Raw genomic sequence first — 24,897 nt, 5'->3', positions numbered from 1 at the left:
AAATCTGTGAAAGACCTCTAGGGTTCTATTCGATTTGTATTTGGCTCTATTTGCGCAGGCGCTATTCGTGGTATTGAATCAGGTGACGGCTGGCCTTGAACTTGTGGGACAGATTTTTTTTCTGCAATTTTCTGAGCTATTGGCTCAATAACTGGCTCTTGCCAGCTACCCTTCATAGTGTATTTAACTTCAGTAACTTTATTCACATCCACACCAATTGATTTTGCAATTTTCTCACCGACGAGCACTCCTACTGCACCTAACGGCCCACCCACCGCTAAACCAATCCAGGGCAAGCCTCCACTAACATGAGGCGTCACGGTTACCACTTGGTCATAGTCTTGAGCTTCAATACCCGTACGGCCTTGAATTAATAAATCTGCTGAAGGTCCATTGATTTTTAAATTTTCGGTCGTTAAATTTGCATTTTCAAATTTTAAATCGCCACGTATTTTTTCAAATGCATATCCTTTCGAGAAAAAATCAGTAAAATCTAAAGACAAACGCTTTGATATTTCACCAAAATTGAATAAGCCGACTAATCGCCCTGCACCACCTGGCTCAACTGAAGAAATAGCGCCATCTTTAAATCTAAGATTTGCATCCCCAGTGACCGATTCTAATGAAAACTGGTATGGCGCTTTAGGCCATGTAAAATTAGCTACTACACCACCTTCTCCACCCGAAACTGAACTTCCAAAACCTAAACCTGCAAGTGAATTTTGCAAATTTTGTGAAACTAATCTTATAGTAAGTTTTGTTTCTTGCATATTCTCTGTATCAACTGCCCATATACCATTAGCAGAAACTTGTAACTCTCGACCACTACCTTGCAATGAATCTATCGTAAGCCCATTAGCCGATGGCTTTGTCTTTAAACTAACACCATTAAATACAGCATCCTTATACTCGAACTCTTTTGCATTAACGACTAGGGCAGGTAAAGTGCGTGGATCTAATTGAGTAGACTTCGATGATGGTAATATTTTTTGTTTAGATTTAAATCGCAAATAATCAAAGTTTGCAGTAGCTACACTGCCGCTTTTGGCGTCAATAGGATATTCAAATTTACCTTTAGCTACTGACGAGATAATATCGCCCACCCAGAACTGCGTGTTTTTTGTGGCATGAAAATCAACATTTTCTAGATTCAAGCCTCCTAGCATTGCACTATTAACAAATATATCAATCTCTTTAACTTCGATGGAATGATCTTCCTCAGATTGCATGAGCTCTCTCCAATCGGAAATATTAAAGTTATTCATCCTTCCTGAGATCTTTACACCCTCTTCAGGTAAATTAAACTGCTTATTGCCCATCCGCAGCTCCATGCTAGATAACTCGCTGGTATTTTTATCGATAATCGCCTGCATGAAAACTTGGTTTTCTAAACTAGCAAATATTTCGCTACTTAAGCCATGTGGATGCCTGGTTTGAATAGAAATATTTTTCGACTCATCAAATGCTTTTTTAAACGGCTCCGGAAGAAGTGTAGTCGCACCATACAAATCACTATCAATATTAACAAGCAATGTCTTGTCAGTATTGTTCTTACCAAAACGGGGAATATTAATTTGTGCCGAAACAGGCGCAATACCCTTAATATACTTATTAAACTTTGAATAATTGGATGAAAAATAAGTATCAAGATCAAAATCACCCGATACAGATAACAATGTGCGCCCACTATTTTCTTTTCTTGCATTAGCAATTATTGGTGCGCCATATAGCATTGCACTTAAGCCACTTCCTTCTGCACCACTCTTGTCAAAACTTAACTTTCCATTTAGATCTGTAAATGGAAGTGATAATGCATTTACCGTCAGACCAGCATTTACAAACTCGACGACACCTCCCACCAATATCTGCTTTTCTAACTTTTTAGTGAGCGTTAAAGAAAGGTCCAAATCAAGTTTAGTATTTCCGCTAGCAGTTATATGTTTTATTACCTTACTATCCTCTGGAAGGATAGAAGACTGTTGCAAGAATTGCAGTATATTACTGGCTGGCCCAGCTGCGTTACCATTAAGTATTAATCTTGGTAACTTTAAATCATTAATATATGCGTGCACTCGAGTTATTGATGAATCCAGTATCGTACCTTGCCTTGCACTTACTTCTAGGTAATTATTTTTAATTTCTAAATTAGCAATAATATCACTTGCTACCGGCCAATTTGGACGATAGGCCAATACACCATTTTCAATTTTTGCACTAATCTCAAACCTTCCAGGTTTATTTTTAAATGGAAAATTTTTCGGATTACCATGGAATAATAATTTTCCATCTTTAAGTGTTCCTTCTTCAATGCTTTCGCTTAACCATCTAGAAAGCTTTGGTTTCATTCTCTTATATGGGAAATATTGCTTAATCGTTTCAGCTTTTACATGAGGAACATTAATTTGAATATCTACATAAGGTTTATTTTCAATAATTTGCAAAATGCCTTGCAAATTTGCAACCATCTCATTCGATCCCACTATCAATTCTTGCATTGCCAGCAATACGTTGCCATCAATATGCTGCCAATGTACTGTCCCTCTTAGAATTTGATTATGCAGCGTCTGACTTAAAATTTTATCTATCTTTAAACCTAGGGAATCACAAGTTAAATTAATTTCACCCTTACGATGATCACCCATTACCTCTCCTACTATCGAAGTAACCGTAATGCCTTGCGCTGGAATAGAGATATTTGCTTGTTGTAATGATGATCTATAAGCATATTTTGTTAGTCGATTATTATTAAATTGCGCTGATAGTTGTGATGCATTCAATACACCATGAATTTCTATTTTATCTAGCACATCATTTAAGCGCTCAACAATAAATGGAAAATGTTGCAAGGTAGAAAGCAACTGATCTGTATCCATATAATCCAGTGCCGCTGATATAGTAAAATTTTGTTGGCCACAATCTACACAACTAAATTCATATTGTTTGCCAGGCCATTCATTTGTAGCTGTTTTAATACTTACATCATTTAATGCGAACCGCCAATCTTCTATATCTCCTTGAAACTTAAAACCTGTATCAATAGATATGATTTCTTCGTTTACAACAACATTTTTTATGGGCACCTCAATATCTTTATACACCAGATCATCCAGACCTAATCTACCAACAAATGTGCGCTGTTTTAAAGAATTAAAATTACCCCACACCTGAAAATCTGAAACACCATTGTGTATACCAACTTGAAGTTTTGGAAAAAAGTCATTCAACAGCTCTAAATTTATATTGTCGCCTTTACTATAAAGTTTGCCTTTTATGTTTTTAAAACCTTTATCCAAGTCTCGAATATCTGCACTTAAAATAAGCGAATCACCTAAAGTTTTCGGTAGCATGAACCTTGAAGAAACCTTAAAGTGATCGCCTGAAAACTTGAGCTCCACATCTACACGATCAAAAAAGTAGTCTAACTTTTTTACTTCATCAATGATTGAGATTGAACTATTTAATAAATTAATTTTTAGCTTATTACTCTGATTTAACTTTTTGCGTTCTGCCAATCTTTCGCTAATATCAATTCCATTTAATAGAATTCTTTCATCTTCTGTGCGAATCGCTTCAAGATTACCGCCCACAAATGTTAATTGATTAAGTATTACTTTACTTCTTGCGATACTTTTAAAGATATCGATTGAAATAATTGCTTTATCCACATTTAGAAGTTGATCATATCGATCATCATCTTCAAAAATAGATAAGTTCCGTGTTGTAATTTGTGGAGTAATACCGTGCCAATCAATTCGAATAGAATCTACATGCACAGGTTTACCTAATATTGATGAAATATTCTGTTGAATTTCCGGCAAATAATGTTGATAAATAGATGGATAACCACGCACGACACTCATGACAATCGCAAACAATATTAATATTGCAACTAGGATATACCAGCCGCTTAGGAATAATTTACGTAGCATAAAAATGACTTAGCGAAACAGATTAGTGACTACAAATAAGTTATAGGGGAACCACATCAAATTGCTCTTGAGAATAGAGTGATTCCACCTGCAGTTTAATGGTCTTGCCAATATAATCTTCCAATTCTGCCAGGCTTGTTGACTCCTCATCCAATAATAAATCCACTACTGGTTGAGACGCCAAAACCAGCAATTCGTTCGTCTCATATTGCCTTGCTTCACGCATAATTTCACGAAAAAGCTCAAAACAAACTGTCTCAGCTGTTTTAATATAGCCACGCCCTGAACAAGTTGCGCACGGTTCACACAGAATATGTTCCAGGCTCTCTCGTGTTCGTTTGCGCGTCATTTCAACTAAGCCTAAAGGTGAAACTTCGCATACTTGGCTTTTGGCACGATCCTTATCTAAGGATTTTTCAAATACACGTATGACTTGACGTTTATGTTCAACATCATCCATATCGATGAAGTCGATAATGATGATACCCCCAAGATTTCGTAATCTAAGTTGTCTTGCAATAGCTTGCGCTGCTTCAAGATTTGTTTTGTATATTGTCTCTTCTAAATTCCGATGCCCAACAAATCCACCTGTATTAATATCAATCGTTGTCATAGCTTCAGTCTGATCGAATATTAAATACCCTCCAGACTTAAGCGTTACTTTTCTATGTAGAGCTTTCTGCAATTCATCTTCAATTGAATATAGATCAAATATAGGCCGATTTCCTGAATACCTAGTCACACAATCAGATAGCTCTGGAACTAATTTTTCAGAAAACTCTTTTACAGTATCAAATGTTATGCGTGAATCTATTCTAATAATTTCAATATCATCTACCGAAAGATCTCTTAAGGTTCGCACTGCCAGAGGGAGATCGGAATACACCTCATCAACTGATGATGCTTTATTCACCTTATCGACAATCGTTGCCCAAAGATTAAGTAAGAACTTTAAATCTCTTCTTAATTCAGATTCGCCCACCCCTTCCGCTGCAGTACGCAGTATACATCCACAATTTGCATTAAGCTCATTAACTAAACTTTGTGTGGTAGTAGTCAATCGTTCACGCTCTTCTTCATCTTCTATGCGTGTTGAAAGGCGAACATCGTGTGAATAGGGCAATAACACCATATAGCGTGAAGGCAAGGTTATATTAGTAGTAAGGCGCGCACCTTTTGTTCCCAACTGATCTTTTACAACTTGCACTAACAGCTGCTGGCCTTCGTGCAACATTTTCGTAATATTATCGTTTTGTGACTGAAGGATTGTCTCATCCGGCTGGCTTATTTCCGCTTGTTGTCCTCGAGAACTTTTAGGCAGGAAAGCCACATCGGAACTATGTATAAAGGCCGCTTTGGTTAACCCAATATCAACAAAAGCTGCGTCCATACCTGGCATAACTCGATTCACACAACCTTTATATATATGTCCAACCAAGCCCTGCTTACTAACCCTTTCAACTTGCACTTCTTGTAATACCCCATTCTCTACGATCGCAACTCTAGTCTCCTGAGGGGTTACATTAATTAGAATTTCTTCACTCATTATTCATTGTACCCAGTCTTACTTAGACATCATCAAAATTATACAAATTAGATTGTTTTAGAAGGCGGCACAAATCCGACAACGGCAAACCTATAACATTGGTATAACTTCCAGATATATATTCAACAAATGAAGACGCTAAACCCTGAATGGCATATGCACCAGCCTTATCATAAGGTTCATCCGTTGAACAATAGGCATCTATTTCACCAATGGTAAGTTGTCTAAATTTAACTCTGGTTGCCACCATCACCTCATACTCATCATCTAGTGTTTTAAGACATAGTGCAGTTAACACTTCATGCTCAACTGCAGATAATTTTTGTAATATGTTTTTTGCGTGTTGAATATTTTCTGGCTTACCAATAATTTCCTCATGCAATGAAATAATAGTGTCGGCGGCCAAAACCACTTGATTAGTCGCGCACATTTCAAAAACCGCCAATGCTTTATTTCGCGCCATTCTGCATACATATTTTGTAGGTGTCTCGCCATTCATTACACCTTCATCGATATTTGGCGCAGATACACGATACTCTAGATTGAGTTTATTGATCAATGAATGCCGACGACTTGAGCCGGATGCAAGGATAAGCTCACGCATGAATTAATTATAAAGACTTATTCTCGATGATATGGATGGCCTTGGGTTATCGTCCACGCCCGATATAGTTGTTCTACCAACACCAAACGTACCAGCATATGTGGCATGGTTAATGAAGATAAAGACAATACCATGTCAACCCGATTAAGAAAGTCAGGTGTAAATCCGTCTGGCCCTCCTATATATATAGTGACTACTGGGGTATTTTGTAACCATGACGCTAACTTTGACGCCAAAACCGCTGTAGTCCATGTTTTCCCATGCTCATCTAAAGCGATGCGCAGACTATTATTAGGTGTATTTTTTAATAGCAAATCTTGTTCGCGTTCTTGAGCCTGTGGAATAGAGATATTCTTTACTCGCTTTGTTGTGGCAACCGTTACCAACTTAACCTTACATCCATGAGGCATCCGCAAAAGATACTCAGCCACTCCTGATTCAACCCATGCAGGTGATTTACCCCCTACAGCTAAAATATAGATCTGCACTATTTTATTAGTTAATTTCTATTAAGTTATCTGCTGAAAAACATCTAGATTACGAAACTTGTATTCGGTCTGTACTAATTTCCCATAGTTTTTCTAAACTATAAAACTCCCGTGTTTCTTCTAGCATAATGTGCACAATCACATCATATAAGTCCACTAGCACCCAAGAACGATCTTGCTCCACACCCAGCACACCCAAACTTTTACTTTTAACCTCTTTCACAACGTTGTCTGCTAAAGATTTCACATGTCGATCTGAAGTGCCAGTTACAACAATCATTGCATCAAACGCATCCGTTTTCCCTTGCGTGTCAATTACTGCAATATTAACACCCTTCATATTTTCAAGAGCGTTAACAGCAATTTTAACTGTGTCAGTATGTTTCATATATAATATTTATTTGTATAGTTTATTTCGGCGAATATAGTTCCAGACGTTACCCGGTAGCAAATACTTAGGTTGCTGCCCTTTGGAGATCATTCCTCTAATCATAGTCGACGAAATATCTATTTTCTCTATATCACTCGTATAGATTTTCCCGCTGGGTGTATTCGTTAATATTTTAAAATCATTAGTATTATTTTGCTCATAATACTCTTTCTCACATCCTAACCTTTGTAAATTATCTGGCGAACTATCTCGCGAACTCTCAGGCAGACTATAGCCAGGTCGTTGCATTAGCACTATATGGCAGAGTGATAATATTTCTTTATATCGATGCCATTTACAAAAGCTTAAAAAAGCATCTAATCCTAGGATCAATACTAGTGATTGCTGTTTACCATATTCCTCTCGCAACTCTTGCAAAGTATCAATTGTATATGACGGTGTTTTGCGCTTCAGCTCTCGATCATCTGCAATAAATCTTTCACTGCCACTGCAAACTAAATTTAACATCTGCCAACGGTGACTTGCACTTGCATGCACAGTTTTTTTATGTGGTGATAGTTGACAAGGGATAAAACGTATTATTTCAAAATCAAAACGTTCTATTAATGCTAATGCTGATTTGATATGACCGAAATGGATGGGATCAAAACTTCCACCAAAGATACCTAACATAAGAATCTCACAAATACAGGATCAAAGCTGCCGCGGTAAATACCTAACACACTCCTCCCTTATTAATGAGCGCATAGTAAAAAAAGTTATTCACGGATATTACCTTCCCCTAAAACGATAAACTTCTGAGTAGTCAGACCTTCAAGCCCTACCGGACCTCTAGCATGTAACTTATCCGTGCTGATACCAATTTCAGCACCCAAGCCATATTCAAAACCATCTGCAAAACGAGTCGAGGCATTTATCATTACTGAGCTAGAATCTACTTCACGTAAAAATTGCTGCGCGACTGTTTTGTTATTTGTGACAATTGAATCCGTATGATGAGAACCATACTTTTCAATATGCAACATCGCTTGAGAAACACCATCAACAACTTTAATTGCCAATACCGGCCCAAGATATTCTGTATACCAATCCTCATCAGTCGCAATTGAGATATTGCGGAGAATTTTGCGTGTTTCTTCACAACCTCTTAAATCAACATTTTTTTCAGTAAATTTTTTCTGCAAGCCAGGTAATATCTGTTGAGCTATATTTTTATCAAGCAACAATGTTTCCATTGCATTACAAACACCAAAACGTTGAGCTTTAGAATTAAATGCAATATTAGTTGCCATCTCTACATCCGCTTCTTCATGGATATATACATGACACACGCCATCTAAATGCTTAATTAATGGAATACGAGACTCTTGCATGATTTTTTCTATCAAACTCTTTCCGCCACGTGGGATGACTATATCTATATCATCATCCGCATGGAGTAATTCGGTTACTGCAGCTCTATCAGAAGTTGTAATAACTTGCACAATATCCTTAGAAAGTCCTGCTTTACTCAAACCTGTGTGAATACAATTTGCTATAGCCTGGTTTGAATTCAACGCCTCAGAACCGCCTCGCAATATGGTCACATTTCCTGACTTAATACATAATGCTGCCGCATCCGCTGTAACATTAGGGCGTGATTCATAAATAATAAGTATTACGCCTATTGGCACTCTCATCTTACCCACCTGAATACCACTGGGACGCGTTTCCAAATCGGTCGTTTCACCAACCGGATCTGCCAGTGTGCAGACTTGCATCAAGCCTTCAGCCATCGCGCTAATGCGCGCATCCGTTAATTCCAAACGATCGAGCAATGCACTATCTAGCCCACTTTTTTTTCCTGCTTGCAGATCAAGTTGGTTGTTTTGTTTTAATATTGCACTAGAACTCAAAACCTCATCCGCAATAAATTTCAATGCTTGATTTTTTGTTTCTGTACTCGCAGCAGCAATTTCAGCACGTACCGCAGCTGCCTGTAGAGTCACATTTTGAATGTAATCCTTAATTGATAATTGTTGCTTGTGCATTGCATTACTCATAGGTGCATATCTTTATTTTAAAGCCAATATTTATACTGAGTACCTTGTGGCGATACTCAATTGCAACAATTCTTGCCAAGGATCTCCGTAAGCACGACCCTTAATTACTCGATCCACTCGCGCGCATTGCTTCAACAAATCCGAGGTTTTAGATGCCAAATCTTGCCGACAAACACCAGTACTCTTTTGATGCAACATGCATAATGAACGCAAAGTATCTTGTTGTGTATTTTTTCGAATTTTAGAGTTTGATTCAGAAATATTAGAGGAAGTATTAGGTTTGCTCTCAACTAATTTTCTCACTTGCTCAGTAAGCCCCCACAATAACAATGGCGGCGCAACATCTTCTTTTTTAAGCCCTGCAATAATTCGAATAACTCTTGCCACATCACCTTTCAACACCACATCCATTAATTCATTCAACGAATAGTGACTACTATTCGTTAAAAGCGTGTGAACGCTTTTTAGATCTAAGTTTTTATCTTCACTTACGAGTGCTATTTTTTCAATTTCCTGCATTGCAGCAAGCAAGTTACCTTCAACCTGTTGCGTAATATACCCAACCACATCACTCGTTGCAGTTAGCCCTTTTGCACGTAGCTTTTGTTGAATCCAGTTGCGTGTTTCTATTTCATTTAATGGCCAAACGCGAAGTACACCGCCTATTTTTTCTATAGCCTTAACCCAAGCAGAATTAATTCCACTGCGGTCCAATCTGGGTACCTGCACAAGCAACATAACATCTTCATGTAAGTTTTCGATAAAATTGATTATTGCCTTCGAACCTGTTGCACCGGGCTTACCATTTACTATGCGTAAATCGATCAAAGTGCGCTCACCAAATAATGACATATTATTTTGTTCATGCTGCAGCTCAGACCAATCGAATCCTGTTTCTACAGTCAGTATCTTACGTTCTGAAAAACCAAGATCTTTTGCACGTGCGCGAAACATATCGCAGGCCAACATACTCTGATAAGGCTCATCACCACTAACCAGCAAAGGGAATATAGAGGATCGAGCTAACTTATCTTTTAAATGTGAAAAGCGAATTTGCATATGCGGTGGGCTTACAGGGTTGTTGAAATATTCATATTTAGCACAGGGTACATGATAGCCGATGAACGGCACAATGCCTTAGATTAAGCGATTGCCAATTAACATTATATTTAAGTGTAATACCCTACACTATTTCTTAGAAAAATATAGATATTCACCTGAAAATTACCTCTAAATGCCTGAACAGAACCACCAAGAAATTTTTGATAATGAAGGCCATATCAACTACGACAAAGTGGTTGAAATCGTTCATCTCAATTTAAAGAACTTTCTCAACGCAGTATTAGAAGAGAGTTTCGAATTAGCAAAGGACCCTAGCTATCGAGCCCAAATTAATGAAACCAACAGCAAAGTGCGCGATCAAGCATTGGACGCTTATATTGAAAGAAAGCATATTGTAGCTTCAGAATTTTATGTTGAATTAGAGTCGCAATTTTATACCTCTGGTGCAGAAGTTAAACGCTCAAAAACTACTGGTCAAGCTGATACCCATAGTATGGATACAGATTTGATTGAACTAACTCTTGCAATTGATCAACTTATCGATCGCAGTGTTGAAAGACACGCTGATCTGATTGAAATACTAACATTGCAACTAGAAGAATTATCCTTTATTTGTCATCAAGATTTTAATACTTACTGTCTTCAACCTCAGGACTATTATAAATTAATTCAAAACTGTATCTCACCATTAAATATCTCTGTAGATGGAAAAATTCTTATCAGTAAGTTGTTATATCAAAATATTTCACCAAATTTAAACGATTTTTATTCGGCAATGCACAATTTTTTATTAGACGTTGATATCAATCCAGCTGAAGACTCTAAAAACAAGAAAGATAAGCAAGATGATGCAAATGCTGTCCTCGATGATGACCCATCAAACTCATCGATTATGAGCATGTCCACGGGGCAATTTTTTGCCCCTGTAGAACAAGAGACATGGCAGCAGGAATATGAAACGAACACTGATTATGTAGGCAAGCAGTTAAACAGCACGCCTGAAATTATTGATGAAATTGCAATGGATGTATATGGTGCTGGTCAAACAGGCTTAGACGAAACAACAGTTAGTTTACTCCTACAACCATACAGTCCAAACACTCAATCAAATTCATCCCCTGCACAAAGAAGACAATTTGTACGAGCCTTATCCAGTGTGCAACGAGTCGAAGCGGCAAACAACGCTATTTTCCAAGCCAAGCAAATTAAAACTGCTGTACGAAGAACACTACACGAAAAAGGTGCATTAGATGCTATTGAAATAGTAGCCAATGAAGAAAAAGTCATTGACTTCGTTAGCAATATCTTCCAGGTAATTCTTGAAGATAATTCTATATGTGATGCCATAAAAGCTATCCTAGCAAGATTGCAGATATCTACTATCAAGCTTGCATTAATTGACTTCACTTTTTTCCAAAATGCAAAACATCCTGCAAGATTGCTACTTAATAAATTAACATCGATTGGAATAAGCGCTAGTGGTGATGAAAAATCACTATTTAAAAGGCTTACCACTATTGTCAGAAGCATTACTGAAGGTTTTGACACTGATGTGCAAATTTTTGAGCTGGCCCTATCTGAAATTCAACAAATTGACACAGCTTCACTAGAGCAACAAGCAGTTAATGAAGAAACGGGGCTGAATAAGCATAAACTCAAGTCTCAACGATCTGCAGCAAAACGCGTTGTTATCCATACAATCAAGAAACTTACTAAAAACAAAGAAATAGCCAATCAAGTTCTTGAATTTTGCTTAAAGTGCTGGGCACCCCATATGGCATATGTATATATGACCCACGGCAGGTCTGCAAAGCAATGGCGTAACTCCGTACGCACTTTACGCAGAATAATTGAAGTCTCTCAGGGCACACATTCACTTCATGATGTAAGCCAATACATCCAACACCCTAATGAGTTCTTTGAAAACATTCGCATTGAACTTGAGTACTTCACTAATCGCAACGACGAATTCGAAGATATTTTAGAAGAAACTGAAGTTTGGTATTTAACCTATTTGCGAAAAATAGAGCAAGAAACAAATAAAATAGAAAATAATTCTTCTGAGCAAGACGTAAAAATTAATGAGTCTAATGAAACACAAGATAATGTAATTCATTTATTTAAAAACCTTTCTCCCATCTCAGCGCCTGAAACAGCTTCAATTGAGGCCGAACAAACTGACCAAGCTACTGAATGTAATCATGCAGATGACGACCCTATTGTTAGTCATGAAGAGCCTTTGTCTGAATCTGCCGATAGTATAGCCCCACATTCAGATGAGCCAACGATAGCAACTAATGTGAGACAAGATATTGAAAAAGTTGATGAGATTGAAGAAAAACAAGATTTAGCGAGCGAGCTAGATTCAGAAGAAGAATTTGACGAAAATGATATAGAAGTAGAACCTGATCTTAATGTTGTTGAACACCTACCAGATAGTATTGTCCCTGGAGTATGGTTAGAAGTATATCAAGGGGAAGATAAAGCAAAACGTCGCTTAAAATTCTCTAAAGCAATCATAGAAACAAATTATTTAGTATTCAGTGATCGGTCAGGTGACTATAGTATAGAAATTGATTTGCAAACATTCTTAGATGATCTATCTACTGGAAGAAGCAGCTTAATAAGCGAAAGCAATCGTTTTGATCTTGCCTTAAGCTCTGTCATAAGCAATATTCGCTCTAGCCAAGACAATATCAACAGAAAGTAGTTTTATATATTACATTTATACTCAGACAATCGCTGTTAAATAACTAATCGTTTCTGCTAAGCTTTACATCGCTTAACACTCGAACTCTTATGAAATGACTATCAACCGAATTGGTCTTATCGGACTAGGTATCATGGGTAAACCCATGGCCAATAACTTACTTCAAGCCAATCATAATTTAGGCTTGTATGCTCGAAATCCCAAATCACTGCAAACTTTTTCTGCTAATAATATTGAGATATACAACAGCCCTGCTGAACTAGCCCAGCATTGCGACATTACCATTACCATGGTTGCAGATAGCCCTGATGTTGTTGAAATCGTCACAGGGGAAAAAGGAATCATTCGCGGCGCAAAACCCAGGCACCTGGTGCTTGATATGAGCACTATTTCGCCCGAAGTAACTCGCTCATTAGCACAAGATCTTGCATCTAAAGATATCGACATGCTGGATGCACCTGTCTCAGGCGGCGAACAAGGCGCTATTGATGGCACACTTTCCATTATGGTTGGCGGCAATGCTGATGCCTTTAACTATGCCTATCCAGTGCTTCAACTTTTAGGTAAAAACATTGTGCATATCGGCAGCCATGGGGCAGGACAAGTCTCGAAAGCTTGCAATCAAATTTTAGCTGCACAAACCGTAGCGGCAGTTGGCGAAGCATTTTTATTAGCGAAATCCTCTGGAGTAGACCCAAGCAAAGTAAGAGACGCGCTACTCGGCGGTTTTGCTAACAGCAAAGTTCTTGAACTGCATGGGCAACGCATATTAGACAACAACTATAAACCGGGTTTTAAAGCAGAGTTGCATTTTAAAGATATAAGCATTGCCCTAAAAAGCGCACAAGAAAACAATATTGTCATGCCTGGCACAGAGAGAGTAGAAAAATACTTAAGGAAACTTGTAGAACAAGGAGACGGAGAACTGGATTCTGCTGCTATTGGGAAAATAGTTCTAGACCAAATCAGTTAGATAGTTCATATCCCCAACTGAACACTTTAGCTAAATTAAATAGTTTGAAGTCGATAGACGATTAACTTTGCGGCATCCTTGCGCATTTCATCAAACAACTCTTGCTCTTCTTCATTGGTACCCAGCAAGTCACTTTTATCAAACACGAAATCACGATTCAGATCTATAGTTTGTTGGCCCAGCAAAATGGTATTGTCTTGCCTCTTAACATCAAATGTAATTCGCAACAACAGTTCAAACTCACGCGCTTTACCATCATTATCTACAGTGAGAACAACTTTTTCTGTTTCCTCATTAAGTATATGTAGTAACGCAGTTGCACTATCAATACCTACAATATTTATTTGGTTAGCTCTAAGATTCTTATCTAACAATCGTAATAATTCTTTACTGGAGGATGCACTTTTTATATGTGTGTGACTCAACTCACTAGCAAACTCACCCTCACCCGCCAGATGAAATCCACACCCAGAAATCATGCATATGGTAAGAAGAATTAGTAAAATTTTATTCATATTCATTTAACTACGATATTTACCAGACGACCAGGTACAATAATTACTTTAGCTATATTTTTATCTTCGATAAACTTTTTCACATTATCATCATCTAAGGCGGCAGCTTCTATTTGTTGTTTTTCAGCTTCCGCTGCAATGGTAATCGTAGCACGCTTTTTACCATTCACTTGAATCACAAGATCAATACTATCTTTTTTTAATGCATTCAGGTCTACGCCAGGCCATTGCGTCTTATATACAGCTTGTACATTTCCTAACCGTTGCCACATTGCATGACAAACATGAGGTAAAATTGGTGCCAACATAAGAACAATTGCCTCTAAAGCTTCTTGGCATACCGCCTTTCCTTGAGCAGAAGTATCTTCAAAACTCTGTAATTGATTTGTTAATTCCATATTTGCGGCAATAGCGGTATTAAAGGTAAAACGCCGACCCATATCATCAGTCACTTTCTTGATCGTTTCATGCAACTTGCGACGCAAGTTACTTTGGCTTTCATTTAAGTCATTTAAATTTACAGAGACTTTATCTTGCTCATTATCTGCGTAATCTTCTACCAATCGCCATAACTTATTTATAAATCGAAACGAGCCCTCAACCGCAGTATCTGACCACTCAAGAGAATGCTCAGGTGGTGCTGCAAACATTACAAATAGTCGCACTGTATCTGCGCCATATTTATTAATTAACTCTTCAGGGTCTACCGTGTTGCCTTTAGACTTAGACATTTTCGCACCATCTTTTAATACCATGCCTTGTGTTAAAAGATTTTCAAATGGTTCATCACATTTATATAAGCCTTCGTCTCGCATGAGCTTATTAAAGAATCTAGCATATAATAAATGTAATACTGCATGTTCAATACCCCCTATGTATTGATCTACTGGCATCCAGTAATCGACACGCTCATCAAGCATCACCTCATCGTTATTAACACTACAATAACGCGCAAAATACCAACTTGATTCAAAAAAAGTATCAAAGGTATCGGTTTCTCTTTTTGCAGGACTAGCACAATTTGGACAGTTAACATTTATGAATTCTGCTAAATTGTTTAACGGTGAACTCGCACCATCAAAATCTATATTTTCTGGAAGCAAAACTGGAAGATCTTGTTCAGGCACGGGTACAGAACCACATTGTTCACAATGAATCACAGGTATGGGACAACCCCAGTAACGTTGTCGCGACACCCCCCAATCTCGTAAGCGATAGTTCACTTGCTTACTGCCTTTGCCTTGGCTTTCTAATTGTTCAGCAATTTTTTCGAAAGCTTGCAGAGAACTTAAACCATCGAATTGGGCTGAATTAATCAACCAACCTTTTTCAATAAAAGCATTCTTAGACACATCAACACTCAATGCATCTTTTTCTTCTGCTATAACCGGCTTGATAGGTAATTTATATTTAGTTGCAAACTCCCAATCACGTTGATCATGTGCTGGTACTGACATCACAGCACCCGAACCATATTCTGCAAGCACGAAGTTTGCGATCCAGACTGGAATTTTTTCACTTGTAATAGGATGTGTCGCAAGCAAACCAGTATCTATACCTCGCTTTTCTATAGTACTCATTTCAGCTTCTGATACTTTTGTTTGTTTGCAACTAAAAATGAATTCTGCAACTTCATTAGATTGCTCCGCCGCAAGCTTTGTAAGTTTATGTTCCGCTGCAATCGCCACATAAGTCACACCCATTAAGGTGTCAGGGCGGGTGGTATACACATCTATAGAATCTTGACCATCGCCATGCATATCTTCTATAGCAAAATTTATTTTCACTCCTTCTGAGCGACCCACCCAGTTATTTTGCATAACCTTTACTTGCTCAGGCCATCCTTCAAGCTTATCAAGATCTTTAATTAGCTCATCGGCATAAGCGGTTATTTTAAGAAACCATTGTTCAATTTCTTTTCGTTCAACTACAGCGCCAGAACGCCATCCACAACCATCAATAACTTGTTCATTTGCGAGCACTGTTTGATCAACCGGATCCCAATTCACAGTAGCTTTTTTCTTATATACCAGCCCCTTCTCAAATAACTTAGTGAAAAACCATTGTTCCCAGCGATAATATTTCGGATGACAAGTGGCTAATTCACGACTCCAATCATATGCAAAACCCAAGCGCTTAAGCTGGGAACGCATATAATCAATATTTTCATAGGTCCATTTAGCGGGTGGAACATTGTTTTTGATCGCAGCATTCTCAGCTGGTAGTCCAAACGCATCCCAACCCATGGGCTGAAGCACATTCTTACCTTGCATACGCTGGTAACGACTAATCACATCACCGATGGTGTAATTGCGTACATGCCCCATATGCAACCTGCCACTAGGATATGGAAACATTGCTAAACAATAAAATTTTTCTTTCTTATTGTCTTCAAGTGCTTTAAAGGCTTGAGTATTTTCCCAATAATCTTGAACAGAACGTTCAATTTCTTGTGGGTTATATGAATTTTGCATGCAGGTACAAGTCAGCGTTGCCAAAAGCTAGCAAGCATAACAGCTAGGATCGCTTCATCTCAATAAAAATACTAGAAAGTAAGCTTATAATTCAAAGATTAAATGAAGTACTTAACGACCATAATCATCATCATATCTTTCGATATCATCTTCACCTAAATAAGTACCAGATTGCACCTCGATGAGCTCCAGGGGAATTTTACCCGGGTTTTCCAATCTGTGCTTGGTGCCGATAGGTATGTAGGTGGACTCATTTTCGCTGAGTAAATATTCTTTTTCTCCGCAGGTGACTCGTGCAGTTCCTTTTACGACTATCCAATGCTCAGCTCGATGATGATGGCTTTGTAGGGATAATTTCTGTAACGGAGAAACCGTGATGCGCTTTACCTGGAATCGATCTTCAATATCAATGGTTTCATATGCACCCCAGGGGCGATAAACCTTGGGATGAATATCTACTTCGTCACGCTTCGCTTGCTGTAGTTTATTGACAATCTTCTTAACATCTTGAGCCCGATCTCGTGGTGTAACTAATACTGCATCAGCTGTTTCAACAATAACATGGTCTTGCATACCCACCGCTGCTACAAGTCGATTGCTTGCATGAATAAAACAACCATTGCAATCTTCTTCAACCACATCGCCAGAAGTAGCATTGTGGTTCTGGTCCTGCTCAAAAGATTCCCACAGCGCATGCCATGATCCAACATCGCTCCATCCACTTTCTAATGGCACTACAGCTGCCTTACTAGTTTTTTCCATTACTGCGTAATCAACTGAGATACTCGGCGCCTTAGAAAAAACTTGCTCGTCTAAACGAATAAAATCGAGATCTTTTTCACCACTTTCATAAGCCTGTTTACAGGTTGCATATATTTCAGGTTGGAATTGTTCGATCTCTTGCAAAAACATATCCGCACGAAATAGAAACATGCCGCTATTCCAAAGATAGTTACCACTCTCTATATACTTCTCAGCAGTTTTAAAATCTGGTTTCTCAACAAAGTCTGTCACAGAGAATGTATTATCTGTAACTTCCTCTGGCGCATGTTTTATATAGCCATAACCTGTTTCAACGCGAGATGGGACAACTCCAAATGTTACTAAATGATTTTCTGCAGCTCGATATGCTTGCTTCACAGCTGATGAGAATTTTTCTCCATCACCCAATATATGATCTGCAGGCAACACTAATAAATGCGCATCAGCTTGCTTATTTAAAGCATGTAATGCCGCAATGGTAATTGCAGGAGCGGTATTACGCCCAACAGGTTCCAAAATAATATCGGAGTTTTCGATATTTGATAAACGCGCTTGCTCAGCCGCCATAAACCGATGCTCATCATTGCAAATGGTTACAATATTCCCCACACCATCTAAATCCACGATTCGCTCAAGTGTAGATTGATATAAGCTTGTTTCACCTCTTAAAGGAATAAATTGCTTAGGATAGAGCTTTCTAGATAAAGGCCATAAACGTGAGCCAGTACCACCAGATAAAACCACTGGAATGAGAGAAGACAATGACTTAGACATACTTTATTAAGCTACAATATTTTTATAAATTTAATGTGTTCTAGTTAACCATCTTAAAATACCAAGACCCGCTAGACAGCTAAATACGATACTTACAATGCCCCAATTTCCCCAACGAGCATAGGGCGTGACGCCGCTATAAGGACTAATGGTTGCTCTTATCACATCATCTTGAAATTGTACTGATTTATTAACAATAATACCGTTCGGATTAATCACTGCAGATATCCCTGTATTAGTCGCACGTAATAAATATCTACCCGTCTCCACCGCTCTTGAGCGTGTTATTTCCAAATGTTGGTGCGGCGCTAGTGAATCTCCAAACCAGGCATCATTACTCACATTAACTAGAAATTTAGCTTCCGGCATCGCCTCAATCACTTGATTTCCGTATACCGCCTCATAGCAAATAGAGCTGCCCACCGGATAACCTTTTAATCGTACCAAAGGCCTGCCCTCACCACTCGAAATATCTGCCATCGGAATATCAATATAACGCTCTAAAAAAGTCAACACGCCGCGAAAAGGTAAATATTCTCCGAAAGGAACTAAGCGCTGCTTGCGATAAAAACTAAGTTCGCTCCCCAGCGTCATTACGCTATTGTATACATGCCCATTTGCGGGGTCGAAAGTAAACACTCCGATCAAGTAATCTATATTATTTTGATCAGCAGTTTTGCCCACTTTTTGAATAAAAGAATCTTTTACCATTGAATAATATGTTGGAATCGCGGTTTCTGGCCAAATGATAATATCGGCATCGAAATGTTTTTTACTCATTTGCAAATACTTTTCCATAATATAAGTGTGCTTACTTTGATCCCATTTCATCTCTTGGGAAATATTTCCTTGCACTAACACTACATCTAACTTTTCATCATCTGCGTGCGTCCATGCTATTTGATTTACAAAATATAACGATATTGCGATTACTATTATAGATAATGCAGAAAGTATCTTTTGTTTAAACTTAGCAAATAGAATTACAGCGACTAAGCATCCAAATAAAACACTTAGCCAACTTGCGCCATACGTTCCAAATACAGGCAATATACCTTGCAATGGTCCCGAATGATGCACATGCCCTATCAACAGCCATGGAAATCCGGTAAATATCCAGCTACGTATCCACTCAAAGCCTACCCATAAGCACGCAAAAGTCACAACTGTAGAAAAGCTAAAATGTTTTTTTGAATTCAGGTAAACCGTTAAACCTGCAGCACCTGCTGGAAATAAGGCTAGGACAATTACCATCAATCCAGCAAGAAACGCACTAAGTACTAATGGCGCATGACCAAACTCATGAATACTATTAAAAGTCCATGGCACACCAAAACCAAAAAAGAACAACCCAAAGATAAAACCAAATGTCGCAGCAATGCCAGCAGATTGGCGCGCGATCGCCACATACAAAACTACAGGACAAACAAACGTAAGCCACCCAATAGAAAATGGCGCATAGGCAAATACAAGAATCGCACCCGCTATAGAAACAAGTAAAGCTTTCAGACCCAATACTGACATTTATACTTAATCTTAGTGGCTTTTATTTAAATAAGCTTATTAAAATAATCGCTCAAGTACGATGAGAAACGTTTAGTAAATGTAACCTTCGCCTGTCTGCACGTAACACTTCAATCTCAAATTTATCAAACTCTATTTTTTCACCTTTTTTAGGCAAATGACCAAATTTACTCAGCACCAACCCACCAAATGTTTCAAAGTCATTATCACTGTATGCAGTTGAAAAAAACTCATTAAAGTCCTCTATTGGTGTCAAAGCTTTTATACCGTAGTGGCCTTTGGAATGCTCAAATATATAGCGTCCTTCTTCAATGTCATGCTCATCAGTAATTTCACCAACAATTTGTTCCAGCACATCCTCAATGGTAACCAGTCCTGAAATGCTGCTGTATTCATCTACAACAATGGCCATATGATTACGGCCGTCCTTAAATTCGCTTAACAAGGTGTTTACACGTTTTGATTCTGGCACGATTACCGCCGGCCTAAGCACATCATCCAAACTAAACTCTTCTTGTTTCCCATCAATAAAAAACCGCAGCAAGTCTTTAGCAAGTACAATCCCCAAAACCTCATCACGACTATCTCCCACAACAGGAAATCTTGAGTGCGCTGAATCAATAATAATTGGAAGCATATCTTGCAATGTTGCATCTTCACGAACCACCACCATATGTGACCGTGGAATCATAATATTTTTAACTTGAATTTTTGAAACTTGAAATGCACCTTCTATCATTTCAAGTGTATCTTTATTTAATACATTTTTAATTTCAGCATTGCGCAACAACTGAATGATGTGCTCACGACTCTGTGGAGTTCCGCTCAGAAGTAGCTTTACAGACGCAAGCAGACTTGGTCGCATCGTATTGTTATCACTATTACTCATCATGTTTTACTTATTGATATGGGTCTGGGATATTTAATTTTTGCAGTATCTCAATTTCTAAGGATTCCATCTCATCCGCAGCCTGCTCATCCTCATGATCATAGCCTTGTAAATGCAATATTCCATGCACTAATAAATGCGCCCAATGCGCACTCAACTGCTTTCCTTGCTGCTGTACCTCATCATCCACTACTGGTGCACATATTACGATATCACCAAGAAAGTTCATCTCTACTTGTGAGGGTATTTCTGCTGGGAATGACAGCACGTTGGTTGCTTTATCGATATGGCGATATTGATTATTAAGCGCTTTAGCTTCTGATTCATCCACAATACGAAGGCAAACATTTGTCTCAATATTTGTAGGCACTGTATTTGCCCAATACTCAAAGTCAGTTACATCAGGTATGCCTGTTTCTTGCGAAACAACTTGCACATCTAAATGGATGGTCATCGTTTTATTGTTGTCTACGCTTTCGTATGCTTAGCATAAGCTCGAATAATTTTTTTAACTAAAGGATGCCTTACAACATCTCGCGCCTGAAAGTTACAAAAAGAGATTCCTTCCGTATCATGTAAAATACGTATTACATGCTTAAGGCCAGATTCCTTAGTATTTGGTAAATCAATCTGAGTCACATCTCCAGTTACAATCGCTTTTGAACCAAAACCTATACGTGTAAGAAACATTTTCATTTGCTCTACAGTAGTATTTTGCGCTTCATCTAAAATAATAAAAGCATCGTTCAAAGTTCGTCCTCGCATGTAGGCTAAAGGCGCAATTTCAATCACATTTCTTTCGACCAGTTTACTTACTTTTTCAAAGCCCATCATTTCATAAAGCGCGTCATACATAGGTCTAAGATATGGATCTATTTTTTGCGCCAAATCACCAGGCAAAAAAACCTAAACGCTCACCGGCCTCTACCGCTGGCCGCACTAATACAAGCTTACGAATATTATCTCTTTCTAAAGCTTCAACTGCACAAGCCACTGCCAAATAAGTTTTACCTGTACCCGCAGGACCAACACCAAATACCAAATCTCGCTCTTCTATAGCACGGATATATCTTTCTTGATTATCGCCTCTCGCCTTAATGACACTACGCTTGGTATGCACCGCTGCACGATTATTACTTTGGCTTTGTTCAGCTATGTTTGCTAACTCCGACTCTTGTAAATATAGGTGTACATCTGACGAAGAAAGAGTGCTTTTTTTGGTTGAATCGTACAACTCTTTAAGTACTTCCGCAGCAGCATTACTCGATTTAGCATCGCCACGAATAGAGAAAGCATTACCTCGGTTGTTAATTTCCACACCAAGTCTGCTTTCAAGCTGATCAAGATGCTCGTTTAGCGGCCCGCAAAGGTTTGCAAGTCGTGGATTATCGACAGGCTCGAGCACGATATCTATCGAATAGATTTCAGCAGACAAGTACTACGCATCCTTATTGCAAGGTTTCAAGATAGCTGCCACGCAGAGAATTTGAGAAAATATCAGTAATATTAAGACGAACAAATTTACCAATAACTTCATCTGGTGCTTTAAAGTTCACCACGCGATTATTTTCTGTTCGACCAGAGAATTCTTGATCTGATTTTTTAGATAAACCTTCAACCAAAACCACCTGCTCAGTTCCAAGCATAGCCTTCGAGTATTTTGCAGCCATACTATTCACTAGTTGCTGAAATCGGTGCAATCTTTCTTTCTTAAGCTCAAGAGAAACATCATCTTCTAGTGAAGCCGCAGGAGTTCCTGGCCGACGGCTGTATATAAAACTATATGACTGATCAAAACCTATTTCTTCAACAAATTTCATAGTATCCTCAAATTCTTCATCGGTTTCGCCAGGGAAACCGATAATAAAATCAGACGAGATACTGACATCAGGTCGCTGTTTACGTAACTTTTTAATTATTGATTTGAACTCTAATGCAGTGTGCCCGCGCTTCATTGCCGCTAACACACGATCCGAACCACTTTGCACGGGTAAATGCACATGATTTACCAACTCTGGTACATCCCTATAGGCATCAATAAGATTGTCTGAAAATTCAATTGGGTGTGAACTGGTATATCGAATCCTTTCCACTCCCTCCACTTTACTTACAAAATAGATAAGCAATGAAAAATCTACAATATCGTTATTTTCGTCTAAGCCTCGATAACCATTTACGTTTTGACCTAACAGAGTAATTTCTCGCACTCCTTGACGAGCCAATTCTTCTATTTCTTTCATGACATCTACAAGAGGACGGCTAAACTCCTCCCCTCTTGTGTAAGGCACAACACAATACGTACAATATTTACTACAGCCTTCCATGATCGACACAAAAGCAGTTGGGCCATCCGCTCTTGGTTTAGGTAAACAATCAAATTTTTCAATTTCAGGAAATGAAATATCAACAATCGCTTTCTTACTAGCTTTTGCCTGATTAAATAACTCTGGTAATCTATGAATGGTCTGAGGACCAAATACAACGTCCACCTGTTGAGATCGTTTTGCTAATGCCTCGCCTTCTTGACTCGCAACACAACCACCTACGCCTATTAATAAGTTAGGGTTACTCTCTTTTAATTTACGCCATTGGCCTAACTGTGAAAACACTTTCTCTTGGGCCTTCTCACGTATAGAACAAGTATTAAGTAATAACACATCAGCTTCAGACGGATCCTGAGTAGTCTCCATACCACACTCATAATTAAGCACATCCAGCATTTTTTCTGAATCATACTCATTCATCTGGCAGCCTTGTGTTTTGATATAAACTTTTTGCATTCTTAGCTAATCCATTTAATAGGCATTCTTATGCGTAAATCCCTTAAAAATTGTAAGAAAAAGAATCTTCAGATCTAGCCATAGCGACCAATTTTCAATGTAGTATATATCGTATTCAACCCGTTTTTTCATTTTGTCTATAGTATTCGTTTCACCACGATAACCATTAACCTGAGCCCATCCCGTAATACCAGGCTTAACCTTATGGCGGAGCATATATTGATCAATTTTTTCTCTGTAATCCAAATTATGCTCAATAGCATGAGGTCGTGGTCCAACCAGCGACATTCTACCTTGCAGTACATTATATACTTGAGGCAATTCATCCATACTGGTTCGACGCAGAAACTTGCCAAGTCTTGTTACTCGATGATCATCAGACATTGCTTGTGTAACAATGCCACCATTTTCAGCATGAAGATGCATAGTCCTAAACTTATATACATTAATGACACGCCCATCCCAACCATGGCGTTTCTGCTTGAACAACATTGGACCCTTTGAAGTTACTTTCACAAGTATTCCGATTATTAGCATTATTGGAAAAAAAACAATAAATATAATAAGTGCTAAAATTCCATCTTCGATTACTTTAACAAACTTATTCATTCCAACCATCGGAGAGACCGACAAATTTATAACCGGATATCCAATCACTTCTGTAATGGAGTGATTAAAAAGATTTAATCCAAAAATATCCGGAACATATCTAATATCTACTGTACTCAGTCTCAATTCATTGAGAATGCGCATTACTGCTTCTTCTTCTTTTAATGGCATAACTATCCAGACCTGGTCAATATTATTTTCTTCAACATATTGAGCCATATTCTTGATTCCACCTAACACTGGATGTCCAACAACAGTATCCTCAGGATCAAAATCTTTTATAAACACACCCTTTAAGTTAAATCCCGCCCATATTTCTTTTTTAAATTTAGCTGCGATTTCTTCAGACAATTTATTATTGCCAACTAAAACTATATTGCGAATATTTAAACCTTTTTCACGCATCCAACCTAAAGCGTTTCTTGCAATTACGCGAGAGATGATTAAAACAATCCATGTCGAAACAGACCAACCAACCAACCATATGCGCGAATACTCTTCACTTGACTTAGTGAGAACTGAAATACCAAGCATTAATAGAACTACAACCAACCATGCAAAACTAAGTGTCCTTATTTCCTCAAATAATGATGCGCCTCTCCATGCTTGGTACAAAGAAAAATATGGGAATATTGTATAGACCAAAATGGCTGCAACAGCTAGAGCCGAAATATAAAATTTTGATAGAGGCCACTGACCAGGATAGATTGCAAATACAATCAAACCACAAGTTATAATCACCAACCAGTCTAACGACCGATGAATTAAATTAATTACATCAGAATGTCTATTCAACAACCCTCTACGCATAATGATTTCTAAGCA

Annotated in this window: 18 protein-coding genes and 1 pseudogene; 2 read left to right on the top strand and 17 right to left on the bottom strand. The window is 38.2% G+C overall.

The annotated features are described in order from the left end of the window. Positions 1-17: 17 nt before the first annotated feature. From GKR92_00890 to holA, 8 genes are all read right to left on the bottom strand, one after another. Entirely contained in the window at positions 18-3,929 is a 3,912-nt protein-coding gene (locus GKR92_00890; protein QMU60324.1) for a TIGR02099 family protein, read from the bottom strand. A 40-nt stretch (positions 3,930-3,969) separates the two neighbouring features. Beyond that, positions 3,970-5,478, bottom strand: coding sequence for a ribonuclease G (locus GKR92_00885; GenBank protein ID QMU60323.1), 1,509 nt, complete (start codon positions 5,476-5,478; stop codon positions 3,970-3,972). 19 nt (positions 5,479-5,497) lie between these two features. After that, a complete protein-coding gene (locus tag GKR92_00880) occupies positions 5,498-6,079 on the bottom strand; it encodes a septum formation inhibitor Maf (protein ID QMU60322.1) in 582 nt (193 codons plus the stop codon). 17 nt (positions 6,080-6,096) lie between these two features. Beyond that, positions 6,097-6,570 carry a 23S rRNA (pseudouridine(1915)-N(3))-methyltransferase RlmH gene (gene rlmH / locus GKR92_00875; protein ID QMU60321.1) on the bottom strand — a complete coding sequence of 158 codons (474 nt, stop codon included), beginning with the start codon at positions 6,568-6,570 and terminating at the stop codon, positions 6,097-6,099. A gap of 46 nt (positions 6,571-6,616) precedes the next feature. Continuing rightward, positions 6,617-6,955 (bottom strand): ribosome silencing factor, encoded by a 339-nt coding sequence (gene rsfS, locus GKR92_00870; GenBank protein ID QMU60320.1) that lies wholly within the window; start codon positions 6,953-6,955, stop codon positions 6,617-6,619. A gap of 9 nt (positions 6,956-6,964) precedes the next feature. Further along, positions 6,965-7,630, bottom strand: coding sequence for a nicotinate-nucleotide adenylyltransferase (nadD, locus tag GKR92_00865; GenBank protein ID QMU60319.1), 666 nt, complete (start codon positions 7,628-7,630; stop codon positions 6,965-6,967). Between the two features lie 86 nt (positions 7,631-7,716). Continuing rightward, entirely contained in the window at positions 7,717-8,988 is a 1,272-nt protein-coding gene (locus GKR92_00860; GenBank protein QMU62676.1) for a glutamate-5-semialdehyde dehydrogenase, read from the bottom strand. A 42-nt stretch (positions 8,989-9,030) separates the two neighbouring features. Further along, the gene (gene holA, locus GKR92_00855) at positions 9,031-10,059 is read right to left on the bottom strand and encodes a DNA polymerase III subunit delta (GenBank protein ID QMU60318.1); all 1,029 of its coding nucleotides are present in this window, start codon (positions 10,057-10,059) and stop codon (positions 9,031-9,033) included. Positions 10,060-10,234: 175 nt separating this feature from the next. Here holA and GKR92_00850 point away from each other — a divergent pair, with 175 nt between their 5' ends. Together GKR92_00850 and GKR92_00845 are read left to right on the top strand one after the other, a co-directional pair. Continuing rightward, positions 10,235-12,772: a DUF1631 family protein gene (locus GKR92_00850; protein QMU60317.1), complete on the top strand. Its 2,538-nt coding sequence runs from the start codon at positions 10,235-10,237 to the stop codon at positions 12,770-12,772. A 94-nt stretch (positions 12,773-12,866) separates the two neighbouring features. Then, positions 12,867-13,745 (top strand): NAD-binding protein, encoded by an 879-nt coding sequence (locus tag GKR92_00845; GenBank protein QMU60316.1) that lies wholly within the window; start codon positions 12,867-12,869, stop codon positions 13,743-13,745. Positions 13,746-13,780: 35 nt separating this feature from the next. Here GKR92_00845 and GKR92_00840 read toward each other — a convergent pair whose 3' ends face one another. The 9 genes and pseudogenes from GKR92_00840 to GKR92_00800 form a co-directional block, all read right to left on the bottom strand. Further along, positions 13,781-14,266, bottom strand: coding sequence for a hypothetical protein (locus GKR92_00840; protein QMU60315.1), 486 nt, complete (start codon positions 14,264-14,266; stop codon positions 13,781-13,783). Further along, positions 14,263-16,734 carry a leucine--tRNA ligase gene (locus GKR92_00835; protein ID QMU60314.1) on the bottom strand — a complete coding sequence of 824 codons (2,472 nt, stop codon included), beginning with the start codon at positions 16,732-16,734 and terminating at the stop codon, positions 14,263-14,265. Before GKR92_00835 ends, GKR92_00840 begins: the two co-directional genes overlap by 4 nt. 111 nt (positions 16,735-16,845) lie before the next feature. Next, positions 16,846-18,270: a mannose-1-phosphate guanylyltransferase/mannose-6-phosphate isomerase gene (locus GKR92_00830; GenBank protein QMU60313.1), complete on the bottom strand. Its 1,425-nt coding sequence runs from the start codon at positions 18,268-18,270 to the stop codon at positions 16,846-16,848. A gap of 30 nt (positions 18,271-18,300) precedes the next feature. Next, the gene (gene lnt / locus GKR92_00825) at positions 18,301-19,794 is read right to left on the bottom strand and encodes an apolipoprotein N-acyltransferase (protein QMU60312.1); all 1,494 of its coding nucleotides are present in this window, start codon (positions 19,792-19,794) and stop codon (positions 18,301-18,303) included. A gap of 52 nt (positions 19,795-19,846) precedes the next feature. Continuing rightward, positions 19,847-20,686, bottom strand: coding sequence for a CBS domain-containing protein (locus GKR92_00820; GenBank protein ID QMU60311.1), 840 nt, complete (start codon positions 20,684-20,686; stop codon positions 19,847-19,849). Positions 20,687-20,693: 7 nt separating this feature from the next. After that, a complete protein-coding gene (gene ybeY / locus GKR92_00815) occupies positions 20,694-21,137 on the bottom strand; it encodes an rRNA maturation RNase YbeY (GenBank protein ID QMU60310.1) in 444 nt (147 codons plus the stop codon). Positions 21,138-21,151: 14 nt separating this feature from the next. After that, a pseudogene (locus tag GKR92_00810) lies at positions 21,152-22,118 on the bottom strand (AAA family ATPase). A 13-nt stretch (positions 22,119-22,131) separates the two neighbouring features. Next, complete coding sequence (gene miaB, locus GKR92_00805) at positions 22,132-23,463, bottom strand: tRNA (N6-isopentenyl adenosine(37)-C2)-methylthiotransferase MiaB (protein ID QMU60309.1); 1,332 nt, start codon at positions 23,461-23,463, stop codon at positions 22,132-22,134. A gap of 15 nt (positions 23,464-23,478) precedes the next feature. After that, positions 23,479-24,888 (bottom strand): undecaprenyl-phosphate glucose phosphotransferase, encoded by a 1,410-nt coding sequence (locus GKR92_00800; GenBank protein QMU60308.1) that lies wholly within the window; start codon positions 24,886-24,888, stop codon positions 23,479-23,481. Between the last annotated feature and the right edge of the window lie 9 nt (positions 24,889-24,897).

The organism is Gammaproteobacteria bacterium (assembly GCA_014075255.1).
In the GTDB taxonomy this organism is placed as follows: domain Bacteria; phylum Pseudomonadota; class Gammaproteobacteria; order UBA4575; family UBA4575; genus JABDMD01.
This window is presented reverse-complemented; position numbering and strand designations above follow the sequence as displayed.

Bases quoted from the DNA above. Each gene is read 5' to 3' on its own strand.
- miaB (QMU60309.1), bottom strand. From the start codon at position 23,463: ATGCAAAAAGTTTATATCAAAACACAAGGCTGCCAGATGAATGAGTAT.
- GKR92_00830 (QMU60313.1), bottom strand. From the start codon at position 18,270: ATGTCTAAGTCATTGTCTTCTCTCATTCCAGTGGTTTTATCTGGTGGT.
- GKR92_00890 (QMU60324.1), bottom strand. From the start codon at position 3,929: ATGCTACGTAAATTATTCCTAAGCGGCTGGTATATCCTAGTTGCAATA.
- GKR92_00840 (QMU60315.1), bottom strand. From the start codon at position 14,266: ATGAATATGAATAAAATTTTACTAATTCTTCTTACCATATGCATGATT.
- ybeY (QMU60310.1), bottom strand. From the start codon at position 21,137: ATGACCATCCATTTAGATGTGCAAGTTGTTTCGCAAGAAACAGGCATA.
- GKR92_00880 (QMU60322.1), bottom strand. From the start codon at position 6,079: ATGCGTGAGCTTATCCTTGCATCCGGCTCAAGTCGTCGGCATTCATTG.
- lnt (QMU60312.1), bottom strand. From the start codon at position 19,794: ATGTCAGTATTGGGTCTGAAAGCTTTACTTGTTTCTATAGCGGGTGCG.
- nadD (QMU60319.1), bottom strand. From the start codon at position 7,630: ATGTTAGGTATCTTTGGTGGAAGTTTTGATCCCATCCATTTCGGTCAT.
- GKR92_00845 (QMU60316.1), top strand. From the start codon at position 12,867: ATGACTATCAACCGAATTGGTCTTATCGGACTAGGTATCATGGGTAAA.
- holA (QMU60318.1), bottom strand. From the start codon at position 10,059: ATGCAAATTCGCTTTTCACATTTAAAAGATAAGTTAGCTCGATCCTCT.
- GKR92_00860 (QMU62676.1), bottom strand. From the start codon at position 8,988: ATGCACAAGCAACAATTATCAATTAAGGATTACATTCAAAATGTGACT.
- GKR92_00850 (QMU60317.1), top strand. From the start codon at position 10,235: ATGCCTGAACAGAACCACCAAGAAATTTTTGATAATGAAGGCCATATC.
- rsfS (QMU60320.1), bottom strand. From the start codon at position 6,955: ATGAAACATACTGACACAGTTAAAATTGCTGTTAACGCTCTTGAAAAT.
- GKR92_00835 (QMU60314.1), bottom strand. From the start codon at position 16,734: ATGCAAAATTCATATAACCCACAAGAAATTGAACGTTCTGTTCAAGAT.
- GKR92_00820 (QMU60311.1), bottom strand. From the start codon at position 20,686: ATGATGAGTAATAGTGATAACAATACGATGCGACCAAGTCTGCTTGCG.